Origin of the sequence: Pseudomonas sp. BF-R-19 (assembly GCF_019956445.1) — a bacterium.
GTDB lineage: Bacteria > Pseudomonadota > Gammaproteobacteria > Pseudomonadales > Pseudomonadaceae > Aquipseudomonas > Aquipseudomonas fluorescens_BH.
The window spans coordinates 23,739-39,311 of the sequence record NZ_JAHBDN010000074.1; the positions used below are offsets into that span (position 1 = coordinate 23,739).

Annotated in this window: 15 protein-coding genes and 1 pseudogene; 10 read left to right on the top strand and 6 right to left on the bottom strand. The window is 57.5% G+C overall.

What is annotated here, in order from left to right:
* Nucleotides 1–170: 170 nt before the first annotated feature.
* From KGB28_RS21970 to KGB28_RS21980, 3 genes are all read left to right on the top strand, one after another.
* Nucleotides 171–1,067, top strand: coding sequence for a serine hydrolase domain-containing protein (locus KGB28_RS21970; protein ID WP_223447856.1), 897 nt, complete (start codon nucleotides 171–173; stop codon nucleotides 1,065–1,067).
* Nucleotides 1,068–1,318: 251 nt separating this feature from the next.
* Nucleotides 1,319–1,855 carry an AAA family ATPase gene (locus tag KGB28_RS21975; protein WP_223447857.1) on the top strand — a complete coding sequence of 179 codons (537 nt, stop codon included), beginning with the start codon at nucleotides 1,319–1,321 and terminating at the stop codon, nucleotides 1,853–1,855.
* 196 nt (nucleotides 1,856–2,051) lie between these two features.
* Nucleotides 2,052–2,666 (top strand): alpha/beta fold hydrolase, encoded by a 615-nt coding sequence (locus KGB28_RS21980; protein WP_317853314.1) that lies wholly within the window; start codon nucleotides 2,052–2,054, stop codon nucleotides 2,664–2,666.
* Between the two features lie 199 nt (nucleotides 2,667–2,865).
* Here the strand turns inward: KGB28_RS21980 and KGB28_RS21985 are convergent, their stop codons facing one another.
* Complete coding sequence (locus KGB28_RS21985; protein ID WP_223447859.1) at nucleotides 2,866–3,630, bottom strand: tetratricopeptide repeat protein; 765 nt, start codon at nucleotides 3,628–3,630, stop codon at nucleotides 2,866–2,868.
* Nucleotides 3,631–3,750: 120 nt separating this feature from the next.
* Between KGB28_RS21985 and KGB28_RS21990 the strand changes: the two are divergent.
* The 4 genes and pseudogenes from KGB28_RS21990 to KGB28_RS22005 all read left to right on the top strand — a co-directional run.
* A pseudogene (locus tag KGB28_RS21990) lies at nucleotides 3,751–3,917 on the top strand (integrase); the annotation flags it as partial.
* Nucleotides 3,918–4,067: 150 nt separating this feature from the next.
* On the top strand, nucleotides 4,068–4,739 hold the full coding sequence (locus tag KGB28_RS21995) for a DUF4157 domain-containing protein (RefSeq protein WP_223447860.1): 672 nt from the start codon (nucleotides 4,068–4,070) through the stop codon (nucleotides 4,737–4,739).
* A gap of 279 nt (nucleotides 4,740–5,018) precedes the next feature.
* On the top strand, nucleotides 5,019–6,455 hold the full coding sequence (locus KGB28_RS22000; protein WP_223447861.1) for an NAD(P)-binding protein: 1,437 nt from the start codon (nucleotides 5,019–5,021) through the stop codon (nucleotides 6,453–6,455).
* A gap of 164 nt (nucleotides 6,456–6,619) precedes the next feature.
* Nucleotides 6,620–7,105: a DUF6130 family protein gene (locus tag KGB28_RS22005; RefSeq protein WP_223447862.1), complete on the top strand. Its 486-nt coding sequence runs from the start codon at nucleotides 6,620–6,622 to the stop codon at nucleotides 7,103–7,105.
* Nucleotides 7,106–7,445: 340 nt separating this feature from the next.
* On the opposite strand, the gene KGB28_RS22010 is transcribed toward KGB28_RS22005, so the two are convergent.
* From KGB28_RS22010 to KGB28_RS22020, 3 genes are all read right to left on the bottom strand, one after another.
* Nucleotides 7,446–8,798, bottom strand: coding sequence for an SLC13 family permease (locus tag KGB28_RS22010; protein ID WP_223447863.1), 1,353 nt, complete (start codon nucleotides 8,796–8,798; stop codon nucleotides 7,446–7,448).
* 171 nt (nucleotides 8,799–8,969) lie between these two features.
* Nucleotides 8,970–9,764: a methylmalonyl-CoA decarboxylase gene (gene scpB / locus KGB28_RS22015; protein ID WP_223447864.1), complete on the bottom strand. Its 795-nt coding sequence runs from the start codon at nucleotides 9,762–9,764 to the stop codon at nucleotides 8,970–8,972.
* Entirely contained in the window at nucleotides 9,761–10,990 is a 1,230-nt protein-coding gene (locus tag KGB28_RS22020; RefSeq protein WP_223447865.1) for a CaiB/BaiF CoA transferase family protein, read from the bottom strand. The genes scpB and KGB28_RS22020 overlap by 4 nt, the downstream gene beginning before the upstream one ends.
* Before the next feature lie 181 nt (nucleotides 10,991–11,171).
* Here KGB28_RS22020 and KGB28_RS22025 point away from each other — a divergent pair, with 181 nt between their 5' ends.
* Both KGB28_RS22025 and KGB28_RS22030 read left to right on the top strand, forming a co-directional pair.
* The gene (locus tag KGB28_RS22025) at nucleotides 11,172–12,116 is read left to right on the top strand and encodes a LysR substrate-binding domain-containing protein (protein ID WP_223447866.1); all 945 of its coding nucleotides are present in this window, start codon (nucleotides 11,172–11,174) and stop codon (nucleotides 12,114–12,116) included.
* A gap of 128 nt (nucleotides 12,117–12,244) precedes the next feature.
* A complete protein-coding gene (locus KGB28_RS22030; RefSeq protein ID WP_223447867.1) occupies nucleotides 12,245–13,405 on the top strand; it encodes an IS30 family transposase in 1,161 nt (386 codons plus the stop codon).
* A gap of 85 nt (nucleotides 13,406–13,490) precedes the next feature.
* Here KGB28_RS22030 and KGB28_RS22035 read toward each other — a convergent pair whose 3' ends face one another.
* Entirely contained in the window at nucleotides 13,491–14,942 is a 1,452-nt protein-coding gene (locus tag KGB28_RS22035; protein ID WP_223447869.1) for a DUF1254 domain-containing protein, read from the bottom strand.
* Nucleotides 14,943–15,063: 121 nt separating this feature from the next.
* Nucleotides 15,064–15,192 (bottom strand): hypothetical protein, encoded by a 129-nt coding sequence (locus tag KGB28_RS31535; RefSeq protein ID WP_263296884.1) that lies wholly within the window; start codon nucleotides 15,190–15,192, stop codon nucleotides 15,064–15,066.
* A gap of 186 nt (nucleotides 15,193–15,378) precedes the next feature.
* On the opposite strand from KGB28_RS31535, the gene KGB28_RS22040 reads away from it, so the two are divergent.
* A partial coding sequence (locus tag KGB28_RS22040; protein WP_223447868.1) for a hypothetical protein occupies nucleotides 15,379–15,573 on the top strand: 195 nt, incomplete at its 3' end.

Below are 15,573 nucleotides of genomic sequence, written 5' to 3' on the forward strand. Positions count from 1 at the left end.
CAGTCGAGTCGTCAGAGGTGGCGTTCATCCCATAGCTGCCGGTGGTGACCGGTTGAATCCACAGTCAATAGCAGCCGTTCAAACAGTACAACAGGCCCAACGGTCTCAGGATAAGGCTGAATGGGATATCTTGTTGAGCTGTCGATCCGTTCAAAACTCCAGGGAAGTCAATGCTGAGTTCACTTGTATCGAATGGTCAGTCACTAACGGCTGACCGATCGGAACTGATGGCCCCATGGTGGAGCTTTACGAAAACAGCCTTGGCCGCGACCGCCCTATCGTTGGTGCGTGATGGGCTGGTCGGATTGGATGCCCCGATCCTTGACCAACCTTTCACGTTGCGCCAGCTACTGCGGCATGAAGCAGGCCTCGCCGATTATGGCGAACTTACGGATTATCACGCTGCCGTCGCTAACAATGAGGCAGCCTGGTCAGCAGCTGAAATGATGCAACGCCTTGATGGTGCTCGGCTTCGATATAGCCCTGGAACCGGATGGCGTTACTCGAATGTAGGCTACTTTCTCATAGGCAGGCTTATTGAACGGGTAACTGATCTGGCGCTTGAAGAGGCAGTGAGTCGATGTGCACTGACGCCTCTGGGCCTGTCGAGCGTTCGCTTCGCTAAAACGCGATCAGATTTACAAAGTTCCCACCTTGGAAACCCATCAAATTATGACCCCGCCTGGGTATATCACGGCTTGCTGATCGGCCCCATTTCGCAAGCAGCGCTTTTTCTGGATCGACTTCTCGCGGGACACCTCCTCTCCCCGGGCTTGCTCCAGGAAATGCAGACAGCAAAAACATTGGGCGGTCCGATTCCAGGACGCCCATGGATTACACCGGGCTATGGCCTTGGTTTGATGCAGGGTTCGATTGAAGGCGGCTTTACCCTACGCGGACACACAGGCTGTGGGCCTGGCAGTGTCATTGCCGTTTACCGTATCTGCGATGGCAACGCATCGGCCTGTTGCGCTGGTTTTGAGACGGGCGCCAGTGAAGGCGCCGTCGAAGCCCACGTCGTCCGAAGATTGATGCAAGCCTTACAAGAGGGTGCTGAAGACGCCTAAGTCCTGTTAGGGCCTGCCTGATGATTTTTCGAGTGACCGCTTTGGAAGGCTGCCTTTCGCGAGACAACAATCGGCCAGAAGCCGACGTTCAATGGGGACAAAAGAGGGAGCGACATCTTGCTCCCATTTGCAAATAGCGCAGTAGACAACAAAAAATTCATTCCTGTGGTGCGGTCGCCCCCCATCAACCTTTAACTGATGCCCCGAAACCTGCACAATTGCCGGCTTTTTTCGCGACAGGAAGTCCGACCATGCAACGGATTGTAATTCTGGGCAATGCCGGTAGCGGTAAATCCACCCTCGCCCGCGCCCTCGGCATGCGCCTTGGCCTGCCCGTGGTGCACTTGGACACACTGTTCTGGGAGCCCGACTGGGTCGAACCCGACGCTGAACAGTTCCGCGCACGGGTCAGCGAAGCGATCGCACCGGCTGCCTGGATTTGTGAAGGCAACTATGCCCGGCGTACATTCGATCTTCGTCTGCCCCGTGCCGACTTGATCATCTGGCTCGATACGCCGCGGCTCACCTGTTTCACCCGGGTGATCATGCGCAGCGTAATGAACCGCCCTCGCCCTGACCTTGCAGCAGGCTGTACAGAGAAGATCGACCGGGCGTTCCTTACCTTTCTGCATTTCGTGTGGAATTTCGATCGTGGCTACCGTCCAGGCATCGAGGCGGTGCGCTTGGCCATAGGCCCGCAAATTCCTACGGTGCACTTGCGTGGTACCCGGCAGATTGCCGCATTTCTCGATAGCCTGCCTGCAACGCCTGAAACCTGTCTTGAATAGATGGACAGCGGCACTCGCCCCCAAGGTTATGGTGAGACACCTGCGCTCGTACGCGTTGAGGTACAAGCAGAATAGGACACCACCAAGAACGTCCGTTATGGGTCGCGGCTCTCGTTCCGAAGTGGTCATCGAACCTTGCGGCATCCATTTTGCCCTCCTGCTGACTCTTTCAATCCCACCTTCAAGGACCGAACCTGTGATCGCATCCCCCGCCAAACTCCTCTTCCTGCCCGGAGCCTCAGGTAACACCCGGTTTTGGTGTCCGGTTGCTGAGCGCCTGGCACACCCGGCGCAGCAGGTCCATATCGGCTGGCCCGGCTTTGGAGACACTCCGCCCTTGCCTGGCGTGACCGGCATGGATGATCTGGTGACTCGCGTGCTGGCCGAGATCGACCGGCCCACAGCGCTGGTGGCGCAGTCCATGGGCGGTATAGTCGCTGTGCTTGCAGCGCTTGAACGCCCTGAGCTGATCACGCACCTGACGCTGACCGTCACCTCTGGCGGGGTGGATATGTCTGCTCTGGACGCGCATGACTGGCGCCCGGATTTTGCTGCCGCCAACCCGACACTGCCGAGATGGTTTCTCGACGACCGCACCGACCTCACGCTCCGGTTGGTCGAGTTGCGCATGCCAATCCTGCTCCTCTGGGGAGATTCTGATCTGATCAGCCCCGTTCGCGTCGGCCAGCGCCTTGCTCAACTGTTACCCCGCGCGGAACTACACGTTTTCCCTGGCGCCGATCACAGTCTGGGCTTTACTCACGCAGCCGAGGTGGCGAGGTTGATCGAGAGACATCTGGCCTGCAGGTGAGCGGAACACTTGTTGCCACCGCGTCGGATACTCTGCGCAAACCGCGTAGAGATGAAAAAAAATTTAAGCGTAGCTAAAAGTGTACGAACCAACATTGAGTCTATGACATGTGATTTCGCACCTCGTTGACCACCTGCTACGGGGCGTTTTCTGCCGATTTTGACAGGCAGATAACGGCCAGAAGTGGACACTCAGAAACTCAACCGCGCACCAGGTAGGCCCCTGAGGGAACCCGATATCGCAGCTTCTTGCATTTGCCGGGTGCAGGCTGATGCCCCGGCGGACGATCAGGAAACCAAATCCGGCATTTGCCCGGAGGCGGCATATGGCCGCGGGGAATCTCAACCTCGGCGTACGCCCGCTCTGGCTCGACATTAGCCATTTGCAATTTTCCTTCGGGCCCGGCTCTGCCAGCCGTCGGTGCATCCGCAACCCGATCTGTCTCTGCGCTAGCGAAGTTGCCAGCGTTGCGCCCAGTGTCCGGAGTGGATTGCTCAACAACCGCCATTTCCGCTTCGCGGCGCCTTTGGGTCTCCTTTTCCAGCCCCTTCTGTACTGCGACCAGGTCCTCTTTGGCATTGGGTGGGGTACCCGAAGATCGGGCCTGCTGCGCCGCCTGGATCAATTGGAAGTTGCGGTTGCGCAACTCGACGTTGCGACCAACCCGCATGTTCGAGCGCGCCGCCAAGGTTTCAGCCTGCTGGTACTGCCCCTGCTGAAGACGCAACACACCAAGGTAATGCAGCGTCGCGGGATTGTTAGGCTGGATATGCAGGGCACGCTCCAGCGTGGCAGCGGCCTGGTCCAACTGGCCATTCTCATACTGCCGCGAGGCGGTTTCGATCAGGGTGGTTGATGCGCTGTTACTTTGCGAGGGCACTCTTCGCTCGGCAGCAACCGAACAAAGCGACACGACGGCGCAGAACGCCAGGATGAGACCCGGCAGAAAACTCTTGGTTGGCATCAGGGGGCGGACTCGGCTGATCTAGGACGGCGCTGCCGTAAAACAGGCCACAGCGCTGCTCGGCATCTGCAATACAGGGCCGCAATTGACCTGGCCAGTACCCTGAAGTTCCTGCTTGGGGTGACGACCATTGGCCTTGACCCAATCTTGTACGGCACCCACACGCTACGACGAACCCAAGCGCTGTCCAACGCCTGCCTGGTCATACGAAACTTGAAAGCACCGTCAGGTACCTGGAAATCGAGGTCGATGATGCTCTTGAAATGGCGGAACAGACGGACGTCTGACGTCCACTGCGACGGTAGTGGTTAGACCGTCGCTTTGCGGCCAGGCGCGGCCTTTCAGGCAATGTTGGAGGTGGCCTGAAGAAGCTGTGGAACTCAGGGAATCGAACGGTAGTCCAGCGGTCCAACACCTGGCAGGACAGCGGGCGCGAGATGCCCAAAGTATCGTCTGCCGACCACCATTGCCTTTGGGAGAACCAATTGTTAACTGTCTTTTTGCGTCAAATTTTCCGGTTAGCGATACCGCTCTTTTCCGTTGGTGCTTCGTCCGCTGTTTTCGCCTGCCCGCAAGGACAGTACCAGGTCTGCATGGTCGCTTGTTTTTGTGCTCCAGGTTCCAAAGAGGAAACTGGGGAGATTTTCGAAAACATGAACCAAATGGCGGCCTCTGGATTGCAGAATTGGATTGTGCAATCGCGCAACACCGCGGCAACTGACGATATTCGGACAATCCCGCTGAATATCCGAGCCCAACTCGAACCCTACTATGACTTCCAAGTGCTCGATTCGGCTCGCTACAAGGTAGGCGATGATGCAGAGCTGAACGCCGCACACACCATGCTGCAGAATCCCGATGTAAGTGCGGTCACCCTTATGGACATCATCGTCTTTCGCAGTCCCGATGATGCACTCAACAATGTCGCGCTATGGGCGCATGAATTGAAGCACGTGCAGCAGTACCTGCAATGGGGCGTTCGCGAGTTTGCCACTCGCTATACCCGTGATTACACAACCGTTGAGGCGCCCGCCTACGAGATTCAAACCCAGGTAGCCAGAGCGCTAAGAGTCAGCGTGGCCCAGCCAGAGCTTCCTCGAAATCCTTGAGTTCAAAGGGTTGCTTGCAGCCCTTCGCGAAAGGCAGCCAGCGCCCGATAAACGTCGTGAACACCTGCCGTGGGCTTGCGTCGCTGACGTGTACACAGCGCCCTACAACTCCCCGCCAACGCAAGCGAGAAGCGCGTCGCAGGATGAGTGTCATGGGATTTAGAGAGTCGTTAAATCTGTTGGCAATTTAGGTAAGGAACAACTGTTCTTTTACGACAAGCGAAATGAACTAGCCTGATTCGATGGAGGCGTGTATTCACCCGTCATCAGGGCATACCTATGAACACAACCACCATAGCGACGGATTATCTGGTTATCGGCGCGGGGGCAACAGCTATGGCCTTCGTCGATACATTGCTCGATGAGTCGGATGCGAGTGTGTTGATGGTGGATCGACATGCTCAACCTGGTGGACATTGGAACGATGCCTACTCGTTCGTCCGCTTGCACCAGCCGTCTGCCTTCTATGGCGTTAACTCCTGCGAGCTGGGCTCCGGCCAAAAAGACGAATCCGAATGGGGCGGTGGCTTATATGAATTGGCCTCAGGCGCCGAGGTTGTCAGTTACTTCGATCAGCTTATGCATCATCGATTCTTGCCGTCAGGTCGGGTGCAATATTTTCCGATGCACAACTACGAAGGTGATCGCAGCAATAATCATTGCATCACATCCTTGGTCACCGGCGAAAGTAACCTTGTCCAGGTGCGCAGGAAGCTGGTGGACGCGACTATTGCACAGACAGCCGTTCCTTCGACCCATCCACCGCATTACCGGATAGAGTCCGGAATACGCTGCCTACCGCTGAACGACTTGCCAAAGATCAGACAGCCTTACTTGCGTTACGTGGTGGTGGGAGGAGGAAAGACCGGCATCGATGCCTGTCTGTGGCTGCTGCAGAATGGCGTGGCACCCGGCAGGATTCAATGGATCGTTCCAAACGACCCCTGGCTGCTGGATCGCGCCAACCTTCAACCCGGCCAGGAGAATGTTGTACGAACAATCGGTAGCCTCGCGAACCAGTTCGAAGCAATAGGTGCTGCAGATTCGATCCCGGACCTATTCCTCAGACTCGAAAGTGTCGGCGAACTGGTGCGCATCGATAAAGCCGTCGAACCCACCGCCTTCCGCGCTGCGACCATTTCACAGGGTGAATTGCGTGCACTACGGCGCATAAGCAATGTAGTGCGCCTGGGACGGGTTTGCGCGATTGAAGCCAGCCGTATATCCCTCGAAAGGGGCTGCATCGCTGGAGATCCCGACGCCCTTTACGTCGACTGCAGCGCAAGCGCGGTCCCAATTATTCCTGATGGAATCGTCAAAGCATTTGATGGCAATCGCATCAACTTGATGACAGTAAGCAGTTATCAGATCTTATTCAGTGCCGCAGTAATCGCATACGTGGAAAGTCACTTCGACGATCAGATGCAGATGAATAAACTATGCGCGATTGTCCCACTACCACGCTCACCGGTGGACTGGGTCAGAATGTGGGCCGCTTATCTTGGCAATCAACAGCAATGGAAGAACCACGCGGGGTTGTCCAACTGGCTTGCGCAGTGCCATCTGCACCTTTTGCCGATAGTGCTGAGAAGCCTGCAGGAGGGGGATCCTGAAAAGCTGGCAGTGTTGAACCGATTTGCTGAAGCTAGAAAGAAAGCCTTGGAAAATATCCCCAGGCTCTTGCAGGCCGTAGCAGGTTCAGCGCAAGAGTCCTGAGCGAATGAATTGGGTCGGTTGTTGCCTGCTCTCGCAGACAGGAACCGGCCAAAAACTGTCAGTCAGTGTCGATGAAATACGTGGGTGATTCCAATTTCAAATGAACACCAGGAAATACCCGGTTTGATCCAGGCTTGAATGAAACCACGCGGGAGAAAAACACCATGTCCCTCGTTACCGAAAATCTATTGGCCCTGGCTTTGGGTGTCTTCTTTTGCACAGCCGTGTGCGGGCAAGGGGTAGCAGACACCGATTCCCCACCGGCAATACTTCCATTGGAATCCGAGACTGCGCCAAAACTCATTGCTTACCCGCCGCTTGCCGAGCCGCTCGCCCGCGGTGTTGTCATTATCCAGTATCGAGCAGAACACTCCAGGATCATGCCGGTATTTGGCAAAGCGGCTGTTGATGTATCACCACGTCTCGGTCACCTCCACGTGACCGTCGACGACTGGAAAGGTACATGGGCGCACACCAGCGAAGACCCGATTATCCTGGTTGGACTGACGCCCGGCACCCACAAGGTTCTTCTTGAAGTGGCCGACCCGACTCACAAAATCCTCACCCGTACGACAGTGAGTTTTATAGTTCCGGAGAAGAAACCAACGGGCGCTCCCCAGATTGACGATGATCACGCAGTAAAACCATAACTGCTGGGTGTTCATGGCTAACTGCGGTGGTGTGAGCAGGACAGCACGGGTGGGCTCCATCACCACACGTTTTATTAGTTCAAGCCGCTCCACATCAACCTCGTCCCAGTTCAATGAAGTGAATGCAGTACGGCGCATCATCTGAAAGACCGCCAATTGGCCGTCTGCTGTCCTTCGCGACAGGCAGAAGGCCCCGAACAATCACAGCCCCCTGCTTCACCGTGGACGATGCGACCCTGGCTACAGGGGGGAAGGCGCATGTCCAGTTTGTGCTGAATTATCCAGGGCGGGGGGCGGAAAAATTGAGTCCGTCAGGCTGATCAGGGCCTGACCCGATCGCTCAGAGCACCCCGGGCACCACCAGGGTCAACCAGGCAACACAGGGTCCCACCAGGGCAACCACCGCGCTGTAGATCAGCAGGCTGCGCAACACTTTTTCTCGCTCCTGCGGGGGTGTATTGGCAACCACCAGCGCACCATTGGTGGAGAACGGGCTGGTATCGACGATAGTGGTGGAAATGGCGATAGCCGCGACCACGCCGACCGCACTGATGTGGCCCTGGCTCAAGAATGGCACGGCCAGGGGAATGATCACCCCTAGCAACGCCGTGGACGAAGCGAAGGACGAGATAATTGCGGCAGTGAAGCACAGCAGCAAAGCGACCAGCAGCGGTTCACCCAAGCCGGAGATGCCATGGGCGACATAGTCGATGGTACCGATGGTCTGCATCACTCCGATGTAAGTGATGATCCCGGTGATCAGCAGAACAGTCGACCAACTGACCTTGTCAATGGCCGCCTTCTGCGCCTTGGGCGCGAACATGGCCAGGACTACCGCGACCGTCATGGCCACCAACCCGATATTGAACTTGAACACTAATGCCGAGATCGCCAGGGCCAACAGCCCGACCAGCGTCGACAGCTTGGCCCCGTCCAGGCCACTGAGGGTCTGTAGCGGCGCACCGGCACCCGTCAGGTCAGTACGATGATAAGCAGGGGACGCCGGCGTACCGCCGTGGCCAAGAATGGCCAGCGATGCACCAGCAACATGCAACTCGGGACCGGGCGCGACCGCCACCAATGACAGGCGAGCGCTACGTAAACCACCGAAGACTACGAATACCACCATGGCAATCCCCAGGTTGAACAGCAGGCTGGCGATGAACAGAGTGAACGGTGCATAAGGCAGCCCGGAGGACGCAACGATCTGATTGGTTATGCCACCGAAAATACTCACAGGCGAGAAACTGCCGCCTTGAGCGCCGTGAATCACCATCAGTCCCATGAGCACCGGGTTGATGCGGTACTGCACGGCGAAGTTGAGAGCAATAGGCGCGAGGATCGCTGCCACCGCAGGGCTCAGCGCACCGAAACCGGTGAGCAGCGCCGCCACCACGAACATCACCCAGGGTATCCAGGCGACATGGCCACGCACCATCAACACCGCCCGTTCGATCAGCCAGTCGATGGTGCCGTTGTTCTGGGCGATGCCGAACAAATAGGTGACACCGACCAACGTCAGGAACAGGTCACTGGGAAAGCCGGCGAAGATGGTCGCCGATGTCATGTCCATTATCACCGAACCGACGATAAAGGCCGCTGCGAACGCCAGCGCGCCCATGTTGATGGGCAACACGCTGGCGATGCCGAAAATGACCACTAGCACTAAAATCGACAGAATTTCATTATTCATTTCAATCTGACTCCCCGCATTCGGACGGTCCCGCAGGTGCCGTCCTTGTTGTTATTTTTTCGGGATCTTTAGCAACCGACTCACGTCGGGCCGGGCGTGCGCCGAAACGAGGAAGCGTGCCTTGCCTGCGAAGTCGGTCGTACAAACACAGAAGCTTTCAAATCTGTCGTGCTAATTGCCATTAAATGCTGCTGGCCGGCGCTCGGCAAAGGCTGCCAGTCCTTCGCCAAAGTCAGCACTTTCGCAGGCTTGTCGGCGCAGTTCGGCAATCTGCTCCATCGCCTGCACCGGAATCGGTTGCAGGTCTTCGAGGATACGCAGCTGTTCCTTGACCGCCGCAACGGCTAGCGGCGCCTTGCTGGCGATGCCGTGTGCCAGTTCCAGCGCAGTCGCTTCCAGCACATCAGTGTCGACCAGTCGGTTGACCAGACCAAACCGTTGCGCCCGCTGCGCATCGAGCTTCTGTGCAGTGAAAAACATCTCCTTCAACACATGAATCGGCAAATTGTTGAAGAAGCGCAGCAATCCACTGGTGGTGTACGGCAATCCAATGTTCACTGGCGTCATGGCAAAGCTTGCGCTGTGGTCCGCGACGACCATGTCGCAGCTCATGACCAGATCCACCGCGCCGCCCCACACCGAGCCGGACACCAAGGCAATCACCACGCCGGGATAGGCGCGGATGCGGCGCAATACCTGTTCGAGCGGTTTGCCATAGGCAATCGGGTCGCGGTCGTGTTGCAGTTCGCGGATATCGTGACCGGCACTCCATACGGATTGGCCGACTTCGCTGCCGAGGATCACCACCGGGATGCGTTGTGACGCCAGGGCGACGAGACTTTCTTCGAGCGCCGTCAGCAGTTGCGCGCTGAGTGCATTGCGGTGTGTGGGGTTGCTGAAGACCAGCCGCGCGATGCGTTCATCGACCCGGTTGACGGTCACGGTTGTGGAAGAGGCTGGATTCATTGTGCGGCTCCTGTCGATTGCGCGCCGGTCATGTCATCGGAGTTCTGGAACACTATTTTAGCGGCGAGCAATACGTTGATCGATGCAGCGTCGAAACCGGCTTCGCGCAATACTTCGACGGTGTGTTCGCCAAGCAGTGGCGGTGGGCGGCTGACAACGCTGTCAGTGGCGCAGAACACCGGGGTCACTACCTGACGCAGTGCACCAAGTGTCGGGTGCGTGAGTGTCTCGGTCAGTTGGCTGTGCAGCACCTGCGGATCGTCGAAGACCTCATCGAGTGTGTTGATCGGGCCGGCGGGTAATCCTGCGTCGACGAACAGCGAGGTCCACTCGCGTTTGCTGCGGGTTTTCAATCGACTTTCCAGAATCTCTCTCAATTCGTCACGACGTTCGACCCTCGCTTCATTGGTGGCGAAGCGTGGATCGTCCGGCAGCTCGGGCAAATCGAGCAGTACGCACAAACGCCCCCACATGGCCGAGGTGATCGGCGCCAGATTGAGCGGGCCATCCTTTGTCTGGAACACGCCGTAAGGTGCAATCACCGAATGGGCGTTGCCGGTGCGGCGCGGCACATCCCCCAGGCTGAGGTAGCGTTGGCCGTGCACACTCAACAACCCGACCAGACTGCCCAGCAGCGACGTGCTGACATGTTGGCCGCGCCCGGTGCGCTCGCGCTCGAGCAGCGCGGCCAGCACCGCTGTCACCAACCACATGCCCGAAGTCAAATCGCCGATGGCGGTGCCGGTGCGTGTCGGGTCGCCATCGACGAAACCGGTCAGGCTCATCAGCCCCGAGTAGCCTTGGGCGATCTGGTCGAAGCCCGGCCAACTGCTCATCGGCCCGTCGGCGCCAAAGGCGTTAATGCTGCCCATTACCAGTCGCGGATTGCGGGCGCTGAGCACCTCATAACCGAGGCCCATGCTTTCCAGCGTGCCAGGCTTGAAGTTCTCGATGACGACGTCGGCGTCATCGATCAGCTGCCGGATAGTGGTCAACCCTTCGGGATTGCGCAAGTCAATGCACATGCCGCGCTTGTTGCGGTTACACGATAAATAGTAGGTGCTCACGCCCCGGTCGAAGGGGCCCCAGGTGCGGCTCATATCGCCAGTCGGGCCGGGCTCGATCTTGATCACATCGGCACCGAGGTCTGCCAGCACCATGGTGCAGAACGGCCCCGACAGTGCGCGACTCAGGTCGACGATTTTCACGCCTTGCAAAGCTTGCATGGGACTCTCCATTGAAGGGTTGAATACGGGCCATTGCGCCAAGGCCTTTGAAGCGCTACTCGCCTTTGGCGACCGTTAGCGCTTCGTGTTGTGAGACGAGTCTAGGCGCCGCATCTCATATCCTTCAAATATGATATTCCTCTACACTCATCGGAAAATCCTATGGCTTAGGAGGGTACACATGGACCTGCGCCAGTTGCGGTATTTCATCAAGGTGGTCGAGTGCGGGAACATCACCCGCGCCAGTGAAACGCTGCATATCGCGCAGCCAGCCATCAGCCAGCAGATGCGCAACCTGGAACAGGACATGGGCATGCAACTGCTCGAGCGCAGCGTGCATGGCGTTGTTCCCACGGCGGCTGGGCAAACGCTTTATCGGCATGCCATCGAATTGCTGCGCCAGGCCGACGGCACCCACGAACTGCTGCGCCAGGACGCCGAATTCCCGCAAGGCAAAGTCTCGGTCGGCATGCCGTCGAGTACGGCGCGCATGTTGGCAATTCCGCTCGCGCGCACGATTCGCAGCCGTTATCCGGGCATCAAATTGGAATTGATCGATGCCCCGAGCGCCGAACTCGGACGTCTGATCACGGTAGGGCGAGTGGCACTGGCGGTGAATGTCGATGCGGTCGAAACCCGGGGCGTGGCTTTCCGGCGGCTGTTAACCGAAACGCTGTACTTGGTGGCGTGGCCGGAATTTGCATTATCGGATGAACCGGTGTCGATTGAGGCATTGGCGAAGATGCCGCTGGTGCTGCCCTGTGCTCCGAACACCATTCGCAGTCGGGTCGAATTTGCATTGCAGGAGGCCGGCCTGAAATGCGAGGTTGAATTCGAAGCCAACTCCACCGACCTGCTGTTCTCAGCCGTCAAGGCGCAGCTCGGTGTCACGATCCTGCCGTGGGCCGCGGCCCATGTCGAGCTTGTGCAACACAGGCTCAAGCTGGCCAGGATCGATCATCGACTGTTCAAGCGGGATCTTTCGCTGTGCTGGCATGACACGGTTGTAGAGAGCAATGCCGTGCAAAAGGTCAAGTCGACCATTTTCGAGCTGTTCGAGGAATTCGAGCGGCAGCCGGGGTGGGCAGATGAACGGGTCAAAGGAAAGAACCTCCAAGACTACTGACGGGCTGCCTTGGGTCGACTGCGGTCCTTCGCGACGGGCAGAAACCGGCCAATAGCAGCCCTTGATTGTGGATTCAACCGGTCGATGCAACACAACTAAATTCTGTGTAAGCAGAAGGAGTGTTGCAGATGAAGCAGAGACCTCGGATCTATTACACCGAAAGCCAGAAAAAACTGATGTGGGATCACTGGCAGAAAGGCGACTCTCTCCAGCACATAGCCCAATTATTTGATCGAAACCATTCATCGATACAGCGCATCTTGGCGGAAACAGGCGGTATAAGACCCGCTGTACGCCGCAGGTCCAGATTGGCGCTGACGATGGCTGAGCGCGAAGAGATTTCGCGTGCAGTGGTGGCAGGCAACTCGATCCGTTCCATGGCCGCGCTGCTAGGGCGAGCAGCCTCTACGATCAGTCGTGAGATCAGACGCAACGGTGGCCAAGGATGCTACCGGGCTAATCAAGCTGATCAGGCTGCCTGGGATCGCGCGCATCGACCTAAGGTTTGCAAACTTGTTGAGAACCGAACGGTGGCGCAAATTGTTGCAGACAAGCTTCAATTGCAGTGGTCACCGGAACAAATTGCCGGTTGGTTGAAGCGTACCTACCCGGACGATACGAGCTATCAGGTGTCACACGAGACGATCTATCGCACGCTCTTCATACAGACTCGCGGGGCTCTGAAGAAGGAGTTGCTTGAGCATTTACGGCGCACGCGGGCCATGCGTCGCTCGCGCCATCACACGCAGAAGAAAGAAAATCACGGTCGAATCACTGACGCGGTATCGATCCGCGAACGCCCAGCCGCGGCTAAGGATCGGGCGGTTCCAGGTCACTGGGAAGGCGACCTGCTGTGTGGTAGCAGGAACAGCCAAATTGCCACTCTTGTTGAGCGTCATACCCGCTACGTAATGCTGGTGAAATTGGACGGTAAGGATAGCGAGACGGTCATCAGCGCCCTGATCGAATACGCCCGCAACTTACCCCAAGAACTCTACAAATCGCTGACGTGGGATCGCGGCAAAGAGATGGCTGACCATAAGCGCTTTACGGTAGCTACCGACATCAAGGTCTACTTCTGCGATCCTCATCGTCCTTGGCAACGGGGATCGAATGAGAACACCAACGGGTTGTTAAGGCAGTACTTCCCGAAAGGAACCGACCTTGCGGATCACTCGCAAGCCACGCTCAATGAAGTCGCAAGGCAGCTAAATAGCCGCCCTCGGAAAACACTAGACTACGAAACACCGGCAGAACGATTTAGCCAATCTGTTGCTTCGACCGGTTGAATCCACAATGATTGGCTGCTATTGGCAAAAAGGCAGCACAAGCCGACACCGACCTACGGCGAGTGTCAGCAATGGGCCGCAAGATTTACTTCGTGACCAGCAGCGCCGGTGGCTGCCAGCTGCCGTCGCCAGCGGGAAGAATCGAAGGCGGTGCGGTCTTCGGCCAGTAGAGGCGCATTACCAGAAAGACCGTGTCGTCAGGCGCGGGCAACCAGTTTGCCTCCTTAGCCTTGCCGGGGGAGTCTTTCTGGATGTACAGCGTCAGTGAACCATCCGTGTTTTTCTTCATCGCCGACAGCATCGGCGAATTGATCAGGTAACGGTTGAGCGGATTCTTGACCAGCAGCTGGCTCTTGCCGTCGTACATGGTCACCGACCAGAAGGCATTGACTGGCGGCAGTTTGCCGGCCGGGAAAGTCAGCGTGTACTTGCGCTTGCTGGTATCCAGCGTCTGGCCGGTGCCGTCGGTGCGCGTGTTGGGATACATCGCCTCGACGGCGTCGTTGCCGTAGAGGCCGCCTTTCGCGGCACCAGCACGCTTCAGCCAGTCGGCCTTGTAGAACGTTTGGTCGCCGAAGTACGCGCCTACGCTCCAGCCGTTGATTATCTTCGTCCCGCTCGCGAGGAACTTGTCGACCTTCTCGTCACCGGCCTTCATCCCGAGCAGGACCACGGCCTTGTGCTCGAGCGAGAGGTCCTTAAATTCGAAGGTGCGACCGGGTCCCACCCCAATGCTCGCCAGCTTGGCCCGGATCTCCTGGTCGTCAGCCGATGGCGGCACATACTCCATCGCGGCCGACAGGTACTCGAAGAAGTTGGCCTTGATGCCTTCCGTCGTAGCCGGCACGAAATCAATCTTCGGCGCAGTGGGCGGCGCGGGTTGATGGAGGAAGGCGGACAGCGGCTGGACCTTGTAGCCCGCTTGCACCTTCTCGACATTCGGCATGTCCTTGGCATTGTAGAGCTGAGTCCGAATGGCGCTCACGGCGAAGGGAGTGGTCGAGGTGAAGACTTTTTTGATACCGGGAGGGGGCGCGCCTTTCCAATCGGGACCGATCACCATGTAGTCGCCCGCTTCGTTGCCGGTGGCACGGCTGCCGATGTAACCGTAGTTGTAAGTGTTGCCGTCGATCATCTGCACCGAGTAGTAACGCCGCTTGTCCACTGCCGGCACCGAGATCACCATCGGCTCCGCGCGCAGGTCCAGCCAGACAAAGGAGTACGGGGTGTCGCTGTTCGGAGTGATGATGGCCGTGTCTTGGTAGGTGAAGACGCGAGGCTCGTTCTTGATCTGGTTGAACGGCGCCTTGTATTGCGGGCCGCCCTTGTCCACAGCATATTCGTTCATCACGGCGTAGTTCATGACCAGCGGCAAGCCGTAAATAAAGCCTTCCTCGGCGATCGCCTTGGTCTGCTCGAGACTCGGCGCGGGTACGCCCTTGGTCACATCCGTCTTGTCTGCCTGCGTGATCGGATCGTTCTTGCTCGCACACCCCGCAAAAAGCGTTGAACCCACTACGACGAGTGCCGCAGCCATTGTCCAGCCCCGGTTAGACTTCCTGTTCATTTCCACCTCGTTAGTTTTGAGCAAGCTGGCACCGTGAGCGTTCATGGCCACGGTGAAATAATTTGAATGCTTGAAACCCTCCCGACTTTTTTCAGTAGTGCCAGGTCAGGTGGGCGATCAGGGCTTCAATCCGGGTGTTGTCGAACTCGCCTGATACACGATTGCCAGACAAGGTTTTTTGCTGATCGACTGGCGTGCCCCCACCCAGACCGCGACTCACTGAAACTCAGGTCTATCTCTTTACTTAGCGACTGAGTAAATCTTGTGGCGAAGCGTCTACTCACAGCTCAGGGAGTGTAGATCACAATAAGCCAGCAACCCCTTGCGCAGCTGAGCAGCTCAGATTCAGTTCCGTAATATTTACGCGCCGCCGTTACGGACCATTTGGCTTCGAGAACAGCCAATCGTGATCAGCAGCCAAAAAGCGGATAGCCAGAGATTAACTCTTGAGGTCCGCCAAAGACCGCTATGGGTCGATTGTGTTGAAAAAGTCGGGTTTTCAACTCGCCTGAACTCAGGCACGGCCACCATCGGAGAACCTACTCACCACATTGCGTGGTTTTTCGGCCCTTCGTTGACCATTGCCGCTCTGTTAGTGGGT

What these genes read in the sequence shown, in the direction of transcription:
- KGB28_RS21970 (WP_223447856.1), top strand. Translation starts at nt 171, where the DNA reads ATGCTGAGTTCACTTGTATCGAATGGTCAGTCACTAACGGCTGACCGA.
- KGB28_RS21975 (WP_223447857.1), top strand. Translation starts at nt 1,319, where the DNA reads ATGCAACGGATTGTAATTCTGGGCAATGCCGGTAGCGGTAAATCCACC.
- KGB28_RS21985 (WP_223447859.1), bottom strand. Translation starts at nt 3,630, where the DNA reads ATGCCAACCAAGAGTTTTCTGCCGGGTCTCATCCTGGCGTTCTGCGCC.
- KGB28_RS21995 (WP_223447860.1), top strand. Translation starts at nt 4,068, where the DNA reads ATGCCCAAAGTATCGTCTGCCGACCACCATTGCCTTTGGGAGAACCAA.
- KGB28_RS22000 (WP_223447861.1), top strand. Translation starts at nt 5,019, where the DNA reads ATGAACACAACCACCATAGCGACGGATTATCTGGTTATCGGCGCGGGG.
- KGB28_RS22005 (WP_223447862.1), top strand. Translation starts at nt 6,620, where the DNA reads ATGTCCCTCGTTACCGAAAATCTATTGGCCCTGGCTTTGGGTGTCTTC.
- KGB28_RS22010 (WP_223447863.1), bottom strand. Translation starts at nt 8,798, where the DNA reads ATGAATAATGAAATTCTGTCGATTTTAGTGCTAGTGGTCATTTTCGGC.
- scpB (WP_223447864.1), bottom strand. Translation starts at nt 9,764, where the DNA reads ATGAATCCAGCCTCTTCCACAACCGTGACCGTCAACCGGGTCGATGAA.
- KGB28_RS22020 (WP_223447865.1), bottom strand. Translation starts at nt 10,990, where the DNA reads ATGCAAGCTTTGCAAGGCGTGAAAATCGTCGACCTGAGTCGCGCACTG.
- KGB28_RS22025 (WP_223447866.1), top strand. Translation starts at nt 11,172, where the DNA reads ATGGACCTGCGCCAGTTGCGGTATTTCATCAAGGTGGTCGAGTGCGGG.
- KGB28_RS22030 (WP_223447867.1), top strand. Translation starts at nt 12,245, where the DNA reads ATGAAGCAGAGACCTCGGATCTATTACACCGAAAGCCAGAAAAAACTG.
- KGB28_RS22035 (WP_223447869.1), bottom strand. Translation starts at nt 14,942, where the DNA reads ATGGCTGCGGCACTCGTCGTAGTGGGTTCAACGCTTTTTGCGGGGTGT.